At 64.7% G+C, this 15337-nt stretch carries 14 protein-coding genes; 4 read left to right on the top strand and 10 right to left on the bottom strand.

Annotation, left to right across the window (positions count from 1 at the left end; translation table 11 throughout):
* Window positions 1–154: 154 nt before the first annotated feature.
* The 5 genes from ACP2YP_RS09100 to mobB form a co-directional block, all read right to left on the bottom strand.
* Entirely contained in the window at window positions 155–439 is a 285-nt protein-coding gene (locus tag ACP2YP_RS09100) for a hypothetical protein (RefSeq protein ID WP_426423767.1), read from the bottom strand.
* A gap of 95 nt (window positions 440–534) precedes the next feature.
* Window positions 535–2187 carry an OFA family MFS transporter gene (locus ACP2YP_RS09095; RefSeq protein WP_426423766.1) on the bottom strand — a complete coding sequence of 551 codons (1653 nt, stop codon included), beginning with the start codon at window positions 2185–2187 and terminating at the stop codon, window positions 535–537.
* Window positions 2188–2504: 317 nt separating this feature from the next.
* Window positions 2505–2768: a sulfurtransferase TusA family protein gene (locus ACP2YP_RS09090; RefSeq protein WP_426423765.1), complete on the bottom strand. Its 264-nt coding sequence runs from the start codon at window positions 2766–2768 to the stop codon at window positions 2505–2507.
* Window positions 2769–2812: 44 nt separating this feature from the next.
* Window positions 2813–4069 carry a gephyrin-like molybdotransferase Glp gene (gene glp / locus ACP2YP_RS09085; RefSeq protein WP_426423764.1) on the bottom strand — a complete coding sequence of 419 codons (1257 nt, stop codon included), beginning with the start codon at window positions 4067–4069 and terminating at the stop codon, window positions 2813–2815.
* Window positions 4070–4078: 9 nt separating this feature from the next.
* Window positions 4079–4606: a molybdopterin-guanine dinucleotide biosynthesis protein B gene (mobB, locus tag ACP2YP_RS09080; RefSeq protein ID WP_426423763.1), complete on the bottom strand. Its 528-nt coding sequence runs from the start codon at window positions 4604–4606 to the stop codon at window positions 4079–4081.
* A 210-nt stretch (window positions 4607–4816) separates the two neighbouring features.
* Here mobB and fdhD point away from each other — a divergent pair, with 210 nt between their 5' ends.
* Together fdhD and mobA are read left to right on the top strand one after the other, a co-directional pair.
* Window positions 4817–5707 (top strand): formate dehydrogenase accessory sulfurtransferase FdhD, encoded by an 891-nt coding sequence (gene fdhD, locus ACP2YP_RS09075; RefSeq protein ID WP_426423761.1) that lies wholly within the window; start codon window positions 4817–4819, stop codon window positions 5705–5707.
* A 64-nt stretch (window positions 5708–5771) separates the two neighbouring features.
* Complete coding sequence (gene mobA, locus ACP2YP_RS09070) at window positions 5772–6347, top strand: molybdenum cofactor guanylyltransferase MobA (protein ID WP_426426087.1); 576 nt, start codon at window positions 5772–5774, stop codon at window positions 6345–6347.
* A 21-nt stretch (window positions 6348–6368) separates the two neighbouring features.
* Here mobA and ACP2YP_RS09065 read toward each other — a convergent pair whose 3' ends face one another.
* The 4 genes from ACP2YP_RS09065 to ACP2YP_RS09050 are packed head-to-tail and all read right to left on the bottom strand — an operon-like array spanning window position 6369 to window position 11507.
* The gene (locus ACP2YP_RS09065) at window positions 6369–7496 is read right to left on the bottom strand and encodes an FAD-dependent monooxygenase (RefSeq protein WP_426423759.1); all 1128 of its coding nucleotides are present in this window, start codon (window positions 7494–7496) and stop codon (window positions 6369–6371) included.
* 52 nt (window positions 7497–7548) lie between these two features.
* On the bottom strand, window positions 7549–9498 hold the full coding sequence (locus tag ACP2YP_RS09060) for a molybdopterin biosynthesis protein (protein ID WP_426423757.1): 1950 nt from the start codon (window positions 9496–9498) through the stop codon (window positions 7549–7551).
* A gap of 13 nt (window positions 9499–9511) precedes the next feature.
* Window positions 9512–10618 carry a molybdopterin-binding protein gene (locus ACP2YP_RS09055; RefSeq protein ID WP_426423756.1) on the bottom strand — a complete coding sequence of 369 codons (1107 nt, stop codon included), beginning with the start codon at window positions 10616–10618 and terminating at the stop codon, window positions 9512–9514.
* 55 nt (window positions 10619–10673) lie between these two features.
* Window positions 10674–11507 (bottom strand): substrate-binding domain-containing protein, encoded by an 834-nt coding sequence (locus tag ACP2YP_RS09050; RefSeq protein ID WP_426423755.1) that lies wholly within the window; start codon window positions 11505–11507, stop codon window positions 10674–10676.
* Window positions 11508–11748: 241 nt separating this feature from the next.
* Between ACP2YP_RS09050 and ACP2YP_RS09045 the strand changes: the two genes are divergently transcribed.
* The gene (locus ACP2YP_RS09045; protein WP_426423754.1) at window positions 11749–12978 is read left to right on the top strand and encodes an ABC transporter substrate-binding protein; all 1230 of its coding nucleotides are present in this window, start codon (window positions 11749–11751) and stop codon (window positions 12976–12978) included.
* Window positions 12979–13005: 27 nt separating this feature from the next.
* On the opposite strand, the gene ACP2YP_RS09040 is transcribed toward ACP2YP_RS09045, so the two are convergent.
* Window positions 13006–13968: a TAXI family TRAP transporter solute-binding subunit gene (locus tag ACP2YP_RS09040; RefSeq protein ID WP_426423753.1), complete on the bottom strand. Its 963-nt coding sequence runs from the start codon at window positions 13966–13968 to the stop codon at window positions 13006–13008.
* 107 nt (window positions 13969–14075) lie between these two features.
* Here ACP2YP_RS09040 and ACP2YP_RS09035 point away from each other — a divergent pair, with 107 nt between their 5' ends.
* Complete coding sequence (locus ACP2YP_RS09035) at window positions 14076–15053, top strand: Bug family tripartite tricarboxylate transporter substrate binding protein (RefSeq protein WP_426423752.1); 978 nt, start codon at window positions 14076–14078, stop codon at window positions 15051–15053.
* Window positions 15054–15337 lie beyond the last annotated feature (284 nt).

Raw genomic sequence — 15337 nt, 5'->3', positions numbered from 1 at the left:
TCTCCTCAAAAGCGCGATGATCAGGCTCTCGCTGGAAACAACTCTAGTCCCTGGCATGCCAGATGCAAGGAAATTTAGAACGGCTCTATAACGATTTAGGGAGCAGGCCGCGGACGATCATGCCCCCCTTGAAAAAGTTGATCGCGGAATGGTCTCAGGTCTTGTCCATGCACTCTTCGATGTAGAACCAGCGATCGTCGCCGGCGAGGTCCTTGGACTTCACCTCGGCGCGGCAGGCCTTAAGCTTGGGTCGGTTGGCCGACCATCTGGCCTTCATAGCTTTCAGCTTCTGCATGGTGAGCTTCATCTTGCCCGGTGGCTTGGCGTCGGTCGTCGTGGCCGGCGCTGGAGCCGCGGGCGTAGTTGCGGTCTGTGCAGATGCGGTGTGGAGGCCTGCAGCCAGCAGCATGGTGGCGAGGCAGATACGGGCGCGAAGCATAAGTGTCCCCTAAGTCCTAGTCTCTTGATCATTCGGAAAGGCGAACCGCCGCCAGACGCCGATGATGAGCATCCCGCGGCGGCGTAGGCTTGCGATCAGAAGATTTTGGCTGCGCTTATCAGCGTCATGTACACGCCCCAGGCCAGGGGAACGCCGACGAACAGCCAGAACAAAGCGGCCTTGCCGTCCAGACCACCCGTGCCAATCCCGAACGAGCCCGTTTGACCTGCGTTGGTGCCGACGCTCGCGGCTTGAAGCTTGGCGATCTCAGCTTCGCTCATGTGCCACTTCGGATCGACCGGCTTGATCAGATAGTTGCAGATCAGGCCCGCGATCAGCATCGCGCAGAGGATGTACATGGTCGAGTTGTAGACCTGGTCGCGCGGAACACCTGCCGCTAGCTGGAACTCGCGGATGTAGTTGACAATGACAGGACCGATGATGCCGGCGGTCGACCACGCCGTCAGCAGACGGCCGTGGATAGCGCCGACGAATTGGGTGCCGAACATATCGGCGAGATAGGCCGGCACCGTGGCAAACCCGCCACCGTACATCGACACGATGATGCCAACCGCGAGCACGAAAAGCAGCTTCGAGCCCATCGCCGCGAAGGTCGGCGCCAGCGCATAAAGCACGATGCCGAGGATGAAGAACGTGTAATACGTGTTCTTGCGACCCATAATGTCCGACATCGAGGCCCAGAAGAAACGGCCGCCAATGTTGAACAGCGATAACAGGCCGCCGAACCCGGCCGCAATCGTCGCGATCTGAGCCTTCTGAGCCGTATTCAGTGCGTTGAAGCCGACGTCAGGCAGACCGATCAGCTTTCCGGCGAAGATCTCCTGGAGGATCGGCGAGGCCATGCCGAGCACGCCAATGCCTGCGGAAACGTTCAAGCAGAGCACCCACCAGATCAGCCAGAACTGCGGCGTCTTGTGCGCATTGTCGAGATGAACGTTATGTTCGGAGATCATCGTCTTCTTCTCGCTCGGCGGCGTCCAGCCGTCGGGCCGCCAACCGGCCGGCGGCAGGCGGTAGCGGAATGCGCCGATCATCATGAACACGAAATAGCCTGCTCCCATAGCGAGGAAGGTTTGCCAGGCCCCGACCGACGTTGGTGTCTTGAATTGATTCATGAGCCAATCGGCGAGCGGGAAACCGATCATGGCGCCGCCACCGAAACCCATGATGGCCATGCCGGTCGCCATGCCGCGCCGGTCCGGGAACCATTTCACGAGCGTCGACACCGGCGAGATGTAGCCGAGCCCAAGTCCCACGCCACCGATCACGCCGGCGCCGAGCCACATGATCCAGAGCTGGTGGACGTAGATGCCGAAAGCACCGATCAGAAGACCACCGCCCCAACAGCAGGCGGCGACGGCGCCGGCTTTCCGCGGACCGGCGCGCTCGAGCCAGCCGCCCCAGATAGCGGCGGAGACGCCGAGCAAGACAAAGAACAGCGTGTACATCCACCCCAGGCTCGCGACCTTCCAGTCGCAAGTCGTGGTGAACAGCTCCTGCCACAGCGACATGTCCGGACACGCTTTGCTCTGCGTGATGCCAATCGCGCGCGAGAGCGGCAGCCAGAACACCGAGAAACCGTAGGCCATGCCGATGCACAGATGGATGCAGAGTGCCGCCGGCGGCACCAGCCAGCGGTTGAAACCAGCCTTGGCGACCGTGTGTTCGCGATCGAAAATTCCCGCGCCTGCGCTCGAAAGTTTCCCAGCGCTTTCAACTGTCGTCATGCATTCCTCCCCTGCAGCCGCCCTTCTGAGCAGCCTGCCGCTAGCACCCTGTCCTCAGCCCATTGCGGTGCAGCTGCTGTCCCTGCTGCTCCGCCCAATCACCCGACGCGCGCCAGGATCGTCACGCGCGTCTGAAAAGCTAACCCCTCCGATCGAGGCTGTATGCCCGATACCATTTGCTGGCTTCTTGTGTGGCCCGGTGATCCGCGTATCGCGGACAAGACTCAACCTCCGCGCCTGCACGGAGAAAGTCAATTGGGGCAGAAGCCATGATCGATGTCGATAGATAAAAGGTCGATATCAGCGCGGCAACGCGCTCAAGAACGCGGCGCAGCATTGGCACTGCCTATCGAGCCATTCGCTTTTTCTATCAAGAACACGATGCGCGCCTCGTTGCGCGCGGTGATTTCCACCGTGTCGCCCGTCTCGCGGATCAGGTTCGGAATGTCAATCACCGACAACGGATCGGTGCAGTGCACCTCGAGCTGATCGCCCGGCTGCAATGGTTTCAACGCCTTGCGCGTTTTCAAGGCGGGCAATGGGCATTTGAGCCCGGTGAGATCAAGCGTCGTTCTGGTCATCGGCGCAACATGGCGGGAGGGGTCGAGGACGTCAATGCAACCGCCTAGAGCAAATCAGCATAGGGCAGGAAACCTACACTCGCGCCCGGTTCGACTCGCGTAACGTCTTCGCCAAGTTCAATAAGGCCATCGGTCTCGACCAACGACGACAGGAGTCCAGCGCCTTCGCGCGGAAACTTGACCGCCTCCAGCGCGCCATTCTCTGCGCGGCGCAAGGATGCGCGCACATATTCGCGTCGGCCGAGCTTCTTCTTGTAGGTGAACGCCGCGCGCAGCGGAATCGGCAACAGCGGTTCCGGTAGACTTCCGGCGAGCGCCAGCACGGTTGGCCGCACCACATGGACGAACGTGACAAAACTCGCGACGGGATTGCCGGGCAGCCCGATCAAGGGCGTGCCGCCGATGATGCCCATCGCCACGGGCCGGCCCGGCTTGATCGCCATCCGCCACAGCACGAGTGAGCCGACGCTCTCGACCGCCGCCTTGACGTGGTCTTCCTCACCGGTCGAGACGCCACCGGTGGTGAGGATCAGATCGTGCTGGCCTGCAACCCGCTTCAATCCGCTAGCAAGCGAGGCGCGCTCGTCGCGCAGAATGCCGAGATCGGAGACTTCGCAGCCGAGACGCCGCAGCATCGCCATCAGCATGAAGCGGTTCGAATCGAACAGCTGCGAGGCCGCACGCGGCTCGCCGGGCGAGGCCAGCTCGTCGCCGGTGGAGAACACGGCGACGCGAATGCGCCTGACCACGTCAAGCTGGGTCAGGCCAAACGCAGCGGTGAGCGCGACATGTTGCGGCCGCAGTCGCTGGCCGGCGCGTAACGCGACGGACCCAGCAGGAATGTCCTCGCCGGCCGGACGAACATTGGCGCCGCGCTTCAGCCCGGGTGGCAGCACGATCTTGCCGGCCTCATCGATGCGGACGTCTTCCTGCATGAAGACGGTCTCGGCCCCGGGCGGCATCGGCGCGCCCGTGAAGATGCGCGCGGTGTGGCCGGGCTTGATCGGCGCTTGTGCCAAGCCGCCGGCCTGGATGCGGCCATCGAGCGGGAATGCCCGCTCCGTTTTCTCGGGGAGGTCGACATTGCCGACGGCGTAACCGTCGACGGCGGAGTTGGTGAAAGGCGGCAGCGGCAGCGGCGCCGCGATATCGTGCGCCAGCACGCGCCCGTCGGCCTCGACCAGCGCCACCGTCTCGAGATCGGCAATCGCGCTGACGCGTGCCGCGATCAGGCCAACGGCCTCGTCGACCGACATCATCGGTCCGCCGAAGGCAAAGCAATCGTCCGACAGTTGCGCCATGGTGCCTCGTCAGCGCATCGCCGCGCTTCTTGCAACCGCTTCCTCGACCGGCATCGCCGCACGCAGCAGCAATGCTGCCGCAGCCTCGATATCATCGAGATGGACGGTCGGCAGCCGGGTTTCAACTGTAGCGTCGGTCGCAATTCCGACAATGCTGGAATCGTCGGGAAACAGCAGCGCCTTGTCGTTGGCGGCGCGATGCACCTCGATCTTGCGATGCGGCTCGCGCTTGAAACCCTCGACCACGACGAGATCGACTGCAGACAGCTTGCTCAGAAGTTCCGGCAGCCGCGGCTCGGCCCCGCCGCGCAATTCGTGCATCAGGGCCCAGCGGTTCGCAGAGGCCACCAGCACCTCGGCTGCACCGGCCTCACGATGGCGCCAGGAATCCTTGCCGGGAACGTCGACGTCGAACTGATGATGCGCATGCTTGATGACTGAGACGCGCAGGCCCTGCGCGTTGAAATGCGGGATCAGCCGCGTCAACAGCGTGGTCTTGCCCGCACCGCTCCAGCCTGCAAGGCCGATGACTTTCATTCAAGCTCCGTCTTCCGCAACCAGCGCTCGCCGATGGAACCACAGCCCTCTCCTCGTCATTGCGAGGAGCGCCGCGACGAAGCAATCCAGACTACTACGGAGATATTCTGGATTGCTTCGCTGCACTCGCAATGACGAGCGGAGGCATTTCGTTCTCTCCACAGCATGCTTATATCGGCTTGACCCGAATGTCATGCTAACGTCGCGGCCATGATGAAGATCGACAAAGCCCCGGTGCCCCTGATCGTCCCCAATCCGGACGACCCGCGCCTGACCCGGAGCGTAACCGGGACCGACCAGACCGGCGCCAAGGTCGAGATCAAGGTGCCGATGGAGCGGCCGCTGACGCTCTACCTGAATTCGCAGGAGATCGTCACCATGATGACGATTGGCGACTATCCGGAATATCTGGCACTGGGCTACCTGCTCAACCAGAACATGCTGAAATATAAGGACGCAGTCACCGAGGTCGAATACGACGACGACCTCCAGGTCGTGGTGGTGCGCACCGAGCACCACACCAATTTCGAAGCCAAGCTGAAGAAGCGTACCCAGACCTCGGGCTGCGCGCAAGGCACCGCCTTCGGCGACCTGCTCGAGGCGGTCGAGAGCGTCGCGCTGCCCAATGCCGTGCTGCGCACGTCCTGGCTCTACCAGATGACGCAGACCATCAACACCATGCCCTCGCTCTATCTGGAGGCCGGCGCGATCCACGGCTGCGTGCTGTGCAAAGAGGGCGAGCCGCTCTGCTACACCGAGGACGTCGGCCGCCACAACGCCGTCGACAAGATCGCGGGCTGGATGTATCGCCACGGCGTCGATGCCTCCGATAAGATTCTTTACACGACGGGACGTCTCACCTCGGAAATGGTGATCAAGACTGTGCGGATGGGAATCCCGATCCTGGTGTCGCGCTCCGGCTTCACCGCCTGGGGTGTCGATCTCGCGAGGCAGGTGGGTTTGACGCTGGTCGGACGTACGCGCGGAAAGCGCTTCATCGCGCTCGCCGGCGAGGAGCGGATCGTCTACGACCAGAACCTCGACTACGTCGAAGAGGAATCGGCAAAGCACAAGCGTAAGGGCGAAGGTGGTGACGACTAGGACTCCGGCAACGAACTTTCCACCAACACTTGGCGTGCTGCTCGCCGGCGGCCTCGCGCGCCGCATGGGCGGTGGCGACAAGCCGATGCGGACCATCGGCGGCCGCACCATTTTGGAGCGCGTGATCGCGCGCCTGTCGCCCCAGTGCGACGGGTTGATTCTCAATGCCAACGGCGATCCGGCGCGCTTCGCTGCGTTCGGCTTGCAGGTCATTGCCGATGACGTGCCCGGCTTCCCCGGCCCGCTCGCCGGCATTTTGGCCGCGCTCGACTGGACTGCGGCGAATCGGCCGGAGGTCGAATGGGTGCTCAGCGCCGCCGGCGACTGCCCGTTCCTGCCACGCGACCTCATCGCCCGCTTGCATGAGGCGCGAGCGCGAGAGAACGCGCAACTCGCGGTCGCCGCATCCGGCGACCAGTCGCATCCGGTGATCGGGCTGTGGCGCGTCGCCTTGCGCGATGAACTGCGTCACGCGCTGGTCGTCGAGGATCTCCGCAAGATCGACCGCTGGACCGCGCGCTACCCGCTCGCGACGGTGACGTGGCCGGCCAAGCCGCTCGATCCGTTCTTCAATGCGAACACGGTCGAGGATATCGCCGAAGCCGAGCGGCTGGCGGCGCTCGACGCGGCGTCTCAATAGAATGGCTGGGTCGCGGAAAAATCACGCCGCCAGCGGCACCGACCAGGCGTCGTAGCCGTAGACCCAGCTCGTATCGGTCCGCTCCTTCAGCCAGATGTTGGCACGCGAGGTTTCCTGCACCCGCGTGGTCCGCACCTTGCGCGTCGCCTCGAAACGGCGGAAGGCATCCACGACGCCGTCGCGGTCGACACTTTCGAGGCAGCGCGAGAGCACCGCGCCATCCTCGATCGCCATCGCCGCACCCTGCGCCATATAGGGCGTCATCGGATGGCAGGCGTCGCCGAGCAGCGTCACCTTGCCGTCGGCCCAGCGCTCCAGCGCATCGCGGTCCATGATCGCCCATTTGTGCACGTCGGGACACGCCGCCAGCACCTGGCCAACCTGCGGATGAAAACCTTCGAACGAAGCACGCAGATCGCGCACGTCGCCCTTCGCCGACCAGGACTCGATGCGGAAGTTCGGCTCGGGCTGGCTGGTGACGAGATAGACCTCGCTACTGTCGGGCTTGACGTAGTAGATCACGATGTGGCGGTCCTCACCCCACCACTTCGTGCAGTCGTCGATTTTCTCGCCGAGCAGTGCGGCCGGATAGGTGGTGCGGTAGGCGATGCGGCCGGTGAATCTGACCGGCGCGGTGTCGAACAGAATGTCACGCACCGCCGAATGCACGCCGTCGGCGCCGACCACGGCATCGGCAACAGCGCTGGTGCCGTCGGCAAAGCTCAGCCTGACGCCCTCGCCGGTCTCGTCGAGGCCGACGAGCTTGTGATTGAGCCTCACAAACTCCTCCGGCACCGCGCTCGCCAGCGCCGCATGGAGATCGCCGCGATGGGCCAGAAGATAGGGCGCGCCGAACCTCTCCTCCGCGCTCTCGCCAAAGATCATGTCGAACTTGATGTCGCCGCTCTTCCAGTCGCGGTTGTTCCAGGACCGCGGATAGAACGAGTGCTCGCGCATCCGTTGCTCAAGCCCGAGGGCGCGCAGCACCTTCATCGCATTGCAGCCGATCTGGATGCCGGCGCCGATCCGGGCGAACTGGGAGGCCTGCTCGTAGACCATCACGTCGACGCCGACGCGCCTGAGCGCCGCAGCGGTCGCGAGTCCGCCCATGCCGGCACCGACGATCGCAACCGAAAGCGGCCTTGGCATCGCGTCCCCCAGTCTGTCTGTCGCGCGGCTTCAATGCCGCGTCGTCTGTCGTCTACGCAGGCCGGAAGCCGGCTCGCTCCAGTGCCGTGCGTGCCTCATCCGAGCCGAGTGAATCAAGAAACGCCTGCACCGCCGGACGTTGCTTGCGTGCCGTCACCAAGGCAAAGTCATAATGCTCTTCCGCGAACGGAATGAAACCAAGGCCGACCGCATGGGCGACCGGCGCAATGGTCATGCCCCAGTCGGCACGGCGCTGCCCAACAGCCGCGGCAACCGCATTGTGCGAACGAGGCTGGTTCCAATAGCCCTCCGGGCGCGCACCGCCGAGCAGCCGGTCGATCAGGATCCGCGTGCCGGCGCCCTGGTTGCGGTTGACCATGATGCAGGCGGGATCAGCGAGCGCGGCCGCGACTGCTTCCTTCGCGCCGAGCCCCTCGAAGCGTTTGTCACCTTTCCGGAACACGATGCCCTGCATCCGCCGCCAGCCCGGGACGAGCTCGAGCCCCTCGGCAAGGTAAGGCGTGTTGTAGGTCTCGCTCTTGTCGTCGAACAGATGGATCGGCGCAAGGTCGCATTCGCCGCGCTTCGCCGCCGCAAGCCCGCCGAGGCTGCCCACCGCAATCGAGCGCACGGTGAGCCCGGCATGCGCGAGCGGTGCGGTGACGAGATCGAGGCCGGTGCAATGGCTGCCGACGATGACGAGATCAGGCACCCGCACATGCGGCGTAAACAGGGTCACCTCTGCTTCGGTCCCCGCCGGCATTTGGTCGGCGAGCGCGTCGATGCGCAAAAAGCCGTCGGCTTGCGCGAAGGACGTGATCGCGCCAGAGCCCTTGCTGGAGGGATAGGCGATCAGGCCGTCCTTGCCCTCGACCAGCGAGACCATGACGAATTCGGTGCGGCCGAGCTCGGAAGCAATGCGCACCGGCACGGTGGCACTCACCTTGGCATCGGAGCGCGGCGGCAGGCCGGCCATCTTGCGCAGCGCCGGCACGATCATGTCGTGAAAGGTGAACATCGCCGAGGTCGGAAAGCCCGGCAGGATCACAACCGGCTTGCCGCCGCAGACCGCGAGACACAGCGGCTTGCCCGGCTTGAGCGCAACGCCATGCGCGATGATGCCGGGCTGGCCGAGCCGGCCGATGATGCGATGGGACAGATCGCCCGCCCCCTTCGACGTGCCGCCGGAGAGCACCAGCATGTCGGCATCCGCCAGCGCCTGGCGCATGGCGGCTTCGAGCTTGGCCTCGTCGTCGGGAATGGCGCCGAGGAAGACTGCCTCGCCGCCGTTCTCGTCGATCGCGGCTGCGACGATGGCGCCATTGGTGTCGTAGATCGCCGCAGGCGCAAGCGCCTCGCCGGGCTGCACCAGTTCGTCGCCGGTGGAGATCACCGCGACGCGCGGCTTCCGCGCAACCTTCACCTCGGCGATGCCACAGGCCGCCAGCATGCCGATCTCACGCGAGCCCATGATCGTGCCGGCGCGCAGCAGCGCCTCGCCACGCGCGATGTCGGATCCGGCATAGGACACGAATTGGCCCGGCGAGACCGCGCGACGAACATCGATCGCATCGGGGCCGGCCGGCTGGCTGTGCTCGACCATGACCACGGCATCGGCGCCGCGCGGCAACGGGCCGCCGGTGGCGATTGGCGTTGCGGTCCTAACTGCGACTTGCAGCTTCGGCACGGTGCCGCAGTGAATGGTCTCGCCGTTCAGCGCGAGCCGCACCGGTGCGCCTTCACCAGCGGCGGAAAGATCCGCCGAGCGCACGGCAAAACCATCAACATTGGAGCGGTCGAAGGGCGGCACGTCGATCGGTGCGGTGATGTCCTCGGCGAGCGCTGTGCCGAGGGCATCGCAAAGCCTGCGCTGCTCGCTGGGGATCGCGCGCGGAAACAGGGCCGCCTCGAAGCGCGCGAGCGCCTCCTCACGCGAGAGGATCTTGAGGAACTGCTCCTGTTCAAGCGCGCTGCGATCTGGCGCTTTTGGGATCATCGTCATGCCGGAACCCATATCATTCCCGCATCAAATAAGCATCGACCGGCTCGCCCGCCGCAAATCCCTCATGGCTGGCTGGAATGAGCAGCCATGCATCCGCTCTGGCAATGGCGTGGAGCGGCCATTCACCGACTGCAAGCGGCATCCACATTTTATGTTCCTCGGCCAGCAGAGCTATCTCGGCAATGCCGACGTTTGAAGCGATTTTTCGCGCGAGCGGCAGGGTCACTGCGCGGCGCGGCTGCCGCACCGACATTTTGTCGATGAGCGGAAGCACCAGGGCAAGCCAGACCGCCAGCGCTGGACCGGGCGAGCCGGGTAACGCGACGATGGGAACTTCTCCGAGCCGCCCGGCGGCTGCGGTGCGTCCGGGCTGGAGCGCAAGACCATGGGCGAACTCCGCCCCGCGCTGAGCCAGCGCTATCACCGTAGCATCCTCGCGACCGACGCCGCTGCCGCCGACCGTCAGCAGCAGATCGCAGACGGAGACATCGAGCGCTTCCGCGATCGACGCTGCATCGCGTGTGCTGGCTTCATGCGCGATCACATCCGATCCTGCCGCGCGCGCGAGGTCGGTGATCATCTGCATCGTCGCGGTTGCGCCCGGCACGTTGACGATGCGCAGCCGCGGTCGCCTGACGCTCAGCCTTTCGACATCGGCGACACGCGCGAGCAACAGAGCCGCTGCATCGATGGGATGTCCCGCTGTGGCCGCGGGCGAGCGGTCTGCGGTGTCGCCGCCGGCACGCCCGACGCCTTGCCCTGGAACGCCCTCGGCCAGAACCTGGGCGAGCGGGCCCGACATCTCGACCGCGTCGGCGTCGAGCACACAATCACATCCTGCCGGCATCGCATCGCCGGCGTCCACCCACGCGGGAAGCTCGGTCAGAGGCAGCGGCGAATAGGAGGACGCACCGACGAGATCGTTGGCGCGCAGCGCCCAGCCATCTACAGCGGCGATGTCGCGCGGCGGATAGGCTGATAGCAACGGCATTCCCGCGGCGATACAGCCGACCGCTTCAGCCAGCGGCAACTCGACCGGCGCGACCGGACGGACGCCGCGCAGCAAAACAGCGAGCGCAGTGTCGAGCGGCGTCAGCGAGGGCGGCAGGCGCTGGGTCATGCCTCATGATGGATCACGCATCGCGCGGTTTGGCAACCGCTGGTGCCTCGACCGATCAGCCGCCCCGCTTGTCCGCATTCGGAAAGAACACCTGTTGTCCGTCGACCTTGTAGCCGGCGATCGCCGCTTGCCCTTCCGATGAGATCAGCCAGTCGATGAAGATCTGGCCCAGTTCCTTCCTGACGTTCGGATGCTTCTCCGGGTTCACCAGCATCACGCCATATTGGTTGAGCAGCCGCTTGTCGCCCTCGACGACAATGTCGAGATCGCCGCGATCCCTGAAGGCGATCCAGCTGGCACGGTCCGCGAGCACATAGGCATTCGCAGTGCGTGCGGTGTCGAGGGCGGCGGTCATGCCCTGCCCACTTTCGCGATACCAGGCGCCCTTGGTACTGGCGATATCGATGCCGGCAACGATCCAGAGTGCGAGTTCCGCAGCATGGGTGCCGGAAAGATCGCCGCGCGTTATGAACGGCGCACCCTTGGCCTCGACCGCCTTCAGCGCCGTCGCGATGTCCTTGCCCTTCACGCCGGCGGGATCACTCTTCGGCCCGATCAGCACGAAGTCGTTGTACATCACGTCGTAGCGCCTGGTGGCAAAACCGTCGGCGACGAATTTCTCCTCCTGCGGCCGGGCATGCATCAACACGACGTCGACCTCGCCCCGTCGTGCAACGGCGAGCACCTCGTCGCTGCGGCGCGCGATCACCGTCACCTCGACACCGGTCTTGTCGCGAAAGATCGGCAGCAGATAGTCGAGCAGGCCGGAATCCTGCGTCGATGTCGTCGAGGCCAGGACGATTGCGCGATCCTCGGCAGACGAGGCCGCGATACCCCCGGCAAGACCGCAGAGAAGCGCAAATGCAACGGTCAGTCGGCGAACGGCCATGGCAGGTTCCCATTGAATACGACGCGATCATGATGGTCGATTGCGCCGCACTCGTGACGGATTAGGCTGCGCCAACGCGCCGAGGAGCTGACCGGCTACGATCCCTCGCCCGCCGGGCAGATCCGGTTCGCCGCCTGAGATTGACGCCCACCCCTGAATAGTTGCAAAAGAAACCAATTCAGCCGGGCCGTACCCGGGACAGGCAACTCCGGCCAACGAGCCGGATCATGGGAGGACAAGCGTGAATCCAGCGAGATTTGGACTGCCGGTCGCGGCCGCCTTCTTAGCGATGCCCTTGGCGGCGGCGCTGCTGTCGGGCGCCGCAATGGCGCAGGTGTCCGACGACATCGTCAAGATCGGCGTGCTCACCGACATGAACGGCCCGGCCTCCGCGCCGACCGGCCAGGGCTCGGTGACGGCGGCACAGATGGCGATCGACGATTTCGGCGGCACCGTGCTCGGCAAGCCGATCAGCGTCGTAATCGGCGACCACCAGCTCAAGGCCGATGTCGGCGGCGCGATCGCGCGGCGCTGGTACGACGTCGACCAGGTCGATCTGATCGTCGACGTGCCGGTCTCGGCCGTTGGCCTCGCGGTGCAGAACGTCGCCAACGAGAAGAAGCGCCTGTTCATCACCCACTCCACCGGCACCGCCGATTTCCACGGAAAATTCTGCTCGCCTTACGCGATGCAGTGGGTGTTCGACACCCGCGCGCTCGCGGTCGGCACCGCGGACGCCGTGGTCAAGCGCGGCGGCGACAGCTGGTTCTTCATCACGGACGACTACGCCTTCGGCCATTCGCTGGAGCGCGACGCCTCCAGCGTCATCACCGCCAATGGCGGCAAGGTGCTGGGCTCGGTGCGGCCGCCGCTGGCAACCCCGGATCTCTCCTCCTTCGTGCTGCAGGCGCAGGCCTCCAAGGCCAAGATCATCGGCATTGCCGCTGGTCCCCCCAACAACATGAACGAGATCAAGACCGGCTCGGAGTTCGGCGTGTTCAAGGGCGGCCAGCAGATGGCGGCGCTGCTCGCGCTGATCACCGACATCCACGGCCTGGGCCTGCAGGCAGCCCAAGGCCTGTTGCTGACGACATCGTTCTATTGGGACATGGACGACAAGACCCGCGCATGGTCGAAGCGCTATTTCGCCAAGATGAACAAGATGCCGTCGATGTGGCAGGCCGGCGTCTATTCCAGCGTGATGCACTATCTCAACGCCATCAAGGCGGCCGGCACCGACGATCCGCTCAAGGTCGCGGCGAAAATGCGCGAGACGCCGGTCGCGGATTTCTTCGCCCGCAACGGCCGCTTGCGCGACGACAATCTGATGGTGCACGACCTCTGGCTGGTGCAGGTGAAGACGCCGGAGGAAAGCAAATATCCGTGGGACTATTACAAGATCCTCACGACGATTTCCGGTGACAAGGCCTTTGGCCCGCCGGACCCGGCGTGTGCGATGCTGAAGAAGTGAGAGCGTGACGATCGCTTCGAGCGATCGTCACTTCACCACGCCAATCTCGCGAAAATACTTCATCACGCCCGGATGAATCAGCTCGGGCTTCGGCGCGGCGGCGACCGTGTTCGCTGCCGTGGTCTCGCAGGCCTGCGCGAGCTTCTTGCAGAAGGTCGCTTCTGCGCCGTGCAGCGTCCTCGCGAGACGATAGGCGACATCGTCCGGCAGATCCTCGCGCGTGAGGACAAAACTCCAGGAGCCGAGCGAGGCGATCGGCTCGGGCAGTTTGGGATAGGAGCCGGCCGGCACGGTCAGCGGCTTCAGGAACGCGTGCTTGGCGCGGATGCGCGCGATCTCCTCGGCACCCGGCGCGATGAAGCGCGCGCCTGACGCACTCGAGGCCACCGCTGCAAAGCCGGGCCAGCCGATGCCGGCGCCCCAGAGTGCGGCCACACGGCCGTCCTCGACCATTGCGGGGCCGTCGCCGGCGCGGTCGAGATAGATCGCTTTAAAATCCTCGTCCTGCTTGAGCCCAAGGCCATCGAGCACATAGCGCGCCAGGATCGGCAGGCCCGAGCCCTTGGCGCCGAACGCAACCGGCTGGCCGACGAGATCGTGAATGGTCTTGTAGGGACTGTCCGCCCGCACCACGAACATGCCGGGGTTGGAATAGATCGCGGTCAAGATCTTCAGCGCTACCTTCGCCCGCCCGATGCCGGCAAACGCCTCATAGGCAGGCTCGCCCGCGACCAGTGCGAGATCGAGCTCGCCCTTCTCCAGGAGCGGAATGTTCTCGTTGCTGCCCTTGGTGTTGCGCGGGGCGATGGTGAGCGCGGGATCCGCCGCGTTCATCACCTCTGCAAAGGCGTTGCCATAGAGCGGGAAACCGCCGCCGGGCGTCGCGGTGCCCAAGCTGAGTGTCGAGGTGGAAATGGCGTTGCCTCCGGTTTGAGCGGCAGCGGGGCTCAACAGCAGCGCCGCACTGAGAAGGATGATTGCGAATTTCATGGTTGGTCCCGGCGGACCTGCGCCAACACCGACTCGCGACGACGTAGGCAGCGGCCCGTTTTTGTGAAAGCATGCCCCACAACGACAATAGAACAATGGGAGGCGTCATGTTGCGAATTTTGCGTAACACTGTTTTCGGGCTCGCGATCATCCTGGGCATGTTCAGCACCTCCCCTCCCGCCTCCGCCGCCGACTACCCCAGCCGCCCCGTGCACTGGATGATCGGCTTCGCCGCCGGCGGCCCGGTCGACATCGTCGCGCGCATCATGTCGCAGTGGCTGTCGGACCATCTCGGCCAGCAGTTCATCGTCGAGAACCGCGCCGGCTCCGGCGGCAACATCGCGGCCGGTGCCGCGATCAATTCGCCGGCCGACGGCTACACGCTGCTGTTCGTCGCTCCCAACAACGCGATCTCGACCTCGCTCTACAAGAAGCTGCCGTTCGACTTTTTGCGCGACACCGTGCCGGTCGCCAGCATCATGCAGCTCACCAACATGCTGGTCGTCTCCAATGCAATGCCGGTGAAGACGGTTCAGGAGTTCATCGATTATTGCAAGGCCAATCCCGGCAAGATCTCGTTCGCCTCGTCCGGCAACGGCACCTCGGTGCACATGTCGGCGGAGCTGTTCAAGGTGATGACCAAGTGCGACATGGTGCACGTGCCCTATCGGGGCTCGGCCTTGGCTTTCCCCGACATCATCTCCAACAAGGTGCAGCTGATCTTCGACAATCTGCCGTCCGCGCTGGAGCAGTCGAAGGGCGGCACTGTCCGCGCGCTCGGCGTGACCTCGCCGCAGCGCTGGCCGAGCGTGCCCGACGTGCCCGCGATCGCCGAGACCGTGCCGGGCTTCGAATCGGTCGGCTTCTACGGCATCTCCGCGCCGAAGGGCACGCCGCCCGAGATCGTCGAGATCCTCAACAAGGCCGTGGCCGAAGCGCTGAAGGACCCCAAGCTGGTGGCGCGCCTGGCCGAGACCGGCGGCATCCCCAAGCCGATGACGCCGGCCGAGTTCGGCAAGCTCGTCGCCGACGAGACCGAGAAGTGGCGCAAGGTGGTGGAGTTCGCCGGGGTCTCGGTGGACTGAGGGGGCTACGGAGGGGTCCCCTCCGGTCAAAACGCGAAAACAACCCCATGCACAGTAGAAAAATCGCACGATTTCAGAGACTTACGGAAGCGAAATCGGCACCACCGCGGAGAACGGTTGACTCGTCGGGCAAAACAGGGGCATAAGGGCATGATCGCAAAATTCGGCAATTCGGAATCAGCCGGCAATGCTGCCGCCGACGTTTCCGGTTCGCCGGCCCCGGCATTGCACCCCCGCCTCAGGCCCTGTAAACGAACCGCGCACCGTTGCCGGCCACACCTTCC

Origin of the sequence: Bradyrhizobium genosp. A (assembly GCF_049949275.1) — a bacterium.
Lineage (GTDB): Bacteria > Pseudomonadota > Alphaproteobacteria > Rhizobiales > Xanthobacteraceae > Bradyrhizobium.
This window is presented reverse-complemented; position numbering and strand designations above follow the sequence as displayed.

Coding starts and splice junctions, on each gene's coding strand:
- ACP2YP_RS09040 (WP_426423753.1), bottom strand. CDS start 13,968: ATGAAATTCGCAATCATCCTTCTCAGTGCGGCGCTGCTGTTGAGCCCC.
- ACP2YP_RS09035 (WP_426423752.1), top strand. CDS start 14,076: ATGTTGCGAATTTTGCGTAACACTGTTTTCGGGCTCGCGATCATCCTG.
- ACP2YP_RS09065 (WP_426423759.1), bottom strand. CDS start 7,496: ATGCCAAGGCCGCTTTCGGTTGCGATCGTCGGTGCCGGCATGGGCGGA.
- ACP2YP_RS09100 (WP_426423767.1), bottom strand. CDS start 439: ATGCTTCGCGCCCGTATCTGCCTCGCCACCATGCTGCTGGCTGCAGGC.
- ACP2YP_RS09060 (WP_426423757.1), bottom strand. CDS start 9,498: ATGACGATGATCCCAAAAGCGCCAGATCGCAGCGCGCTTGAACAGGAG.
- ACP2YP_RS09050 (WP_426423755.1), bottom strand. CDS start 11,507: ATGGCCGTTCGCCGACTGACCGTTGCATTTGCGCTTCTCTGCGGTCTT.
- mobB (WP_426423763.1), bottom strand. CDS start 4,606: ATGAAAGTCATCGGCCTTGCAGGCTGGAGCGGTGCGGGCAAGACCACG.
- ACP2YP_RS09090 (WP_426423765.1), bottom strand. CDS start 2,768: ATGACCAGAACGACGCTTGATCTCACCGGGCTCAAATGCCCATTGCCC.
- ACP2YP_RS09055 (WP_426423756.1), bottom strand. CDS start 10,618: ATGACCCAGCGCCTGCCGCCCTCGCTGACGCCGCTCGACACTGCGCTC.
- glp (WP_426423764.1), bottom strand. CDS start 4,069: ATGGCGCAACTGTCGGACGATTGCTTTGCCTTCGGCGGACCGATGATG.
- mobA (WP_426426087.1), top strand. CDS start 5,772: ATGGGCGGTGGCGACAAGCCGATGCGGACCATCGGCGGCCGCACCATT.
- fdhD (WP_426423761.1), top strand. CDS start 4,817: ATGATGAAGATCGACAAAGCCCCGGTGCCCCTGATCGTCCCCAATCCG.
- ACP2YP_RS09095 (WP_426423766.1), bottom strand. CDS start 2,187: ATGACGACAGTTGAAAGCGCTGGGAAACTTTCGAGCGCAGGCGCGGGA.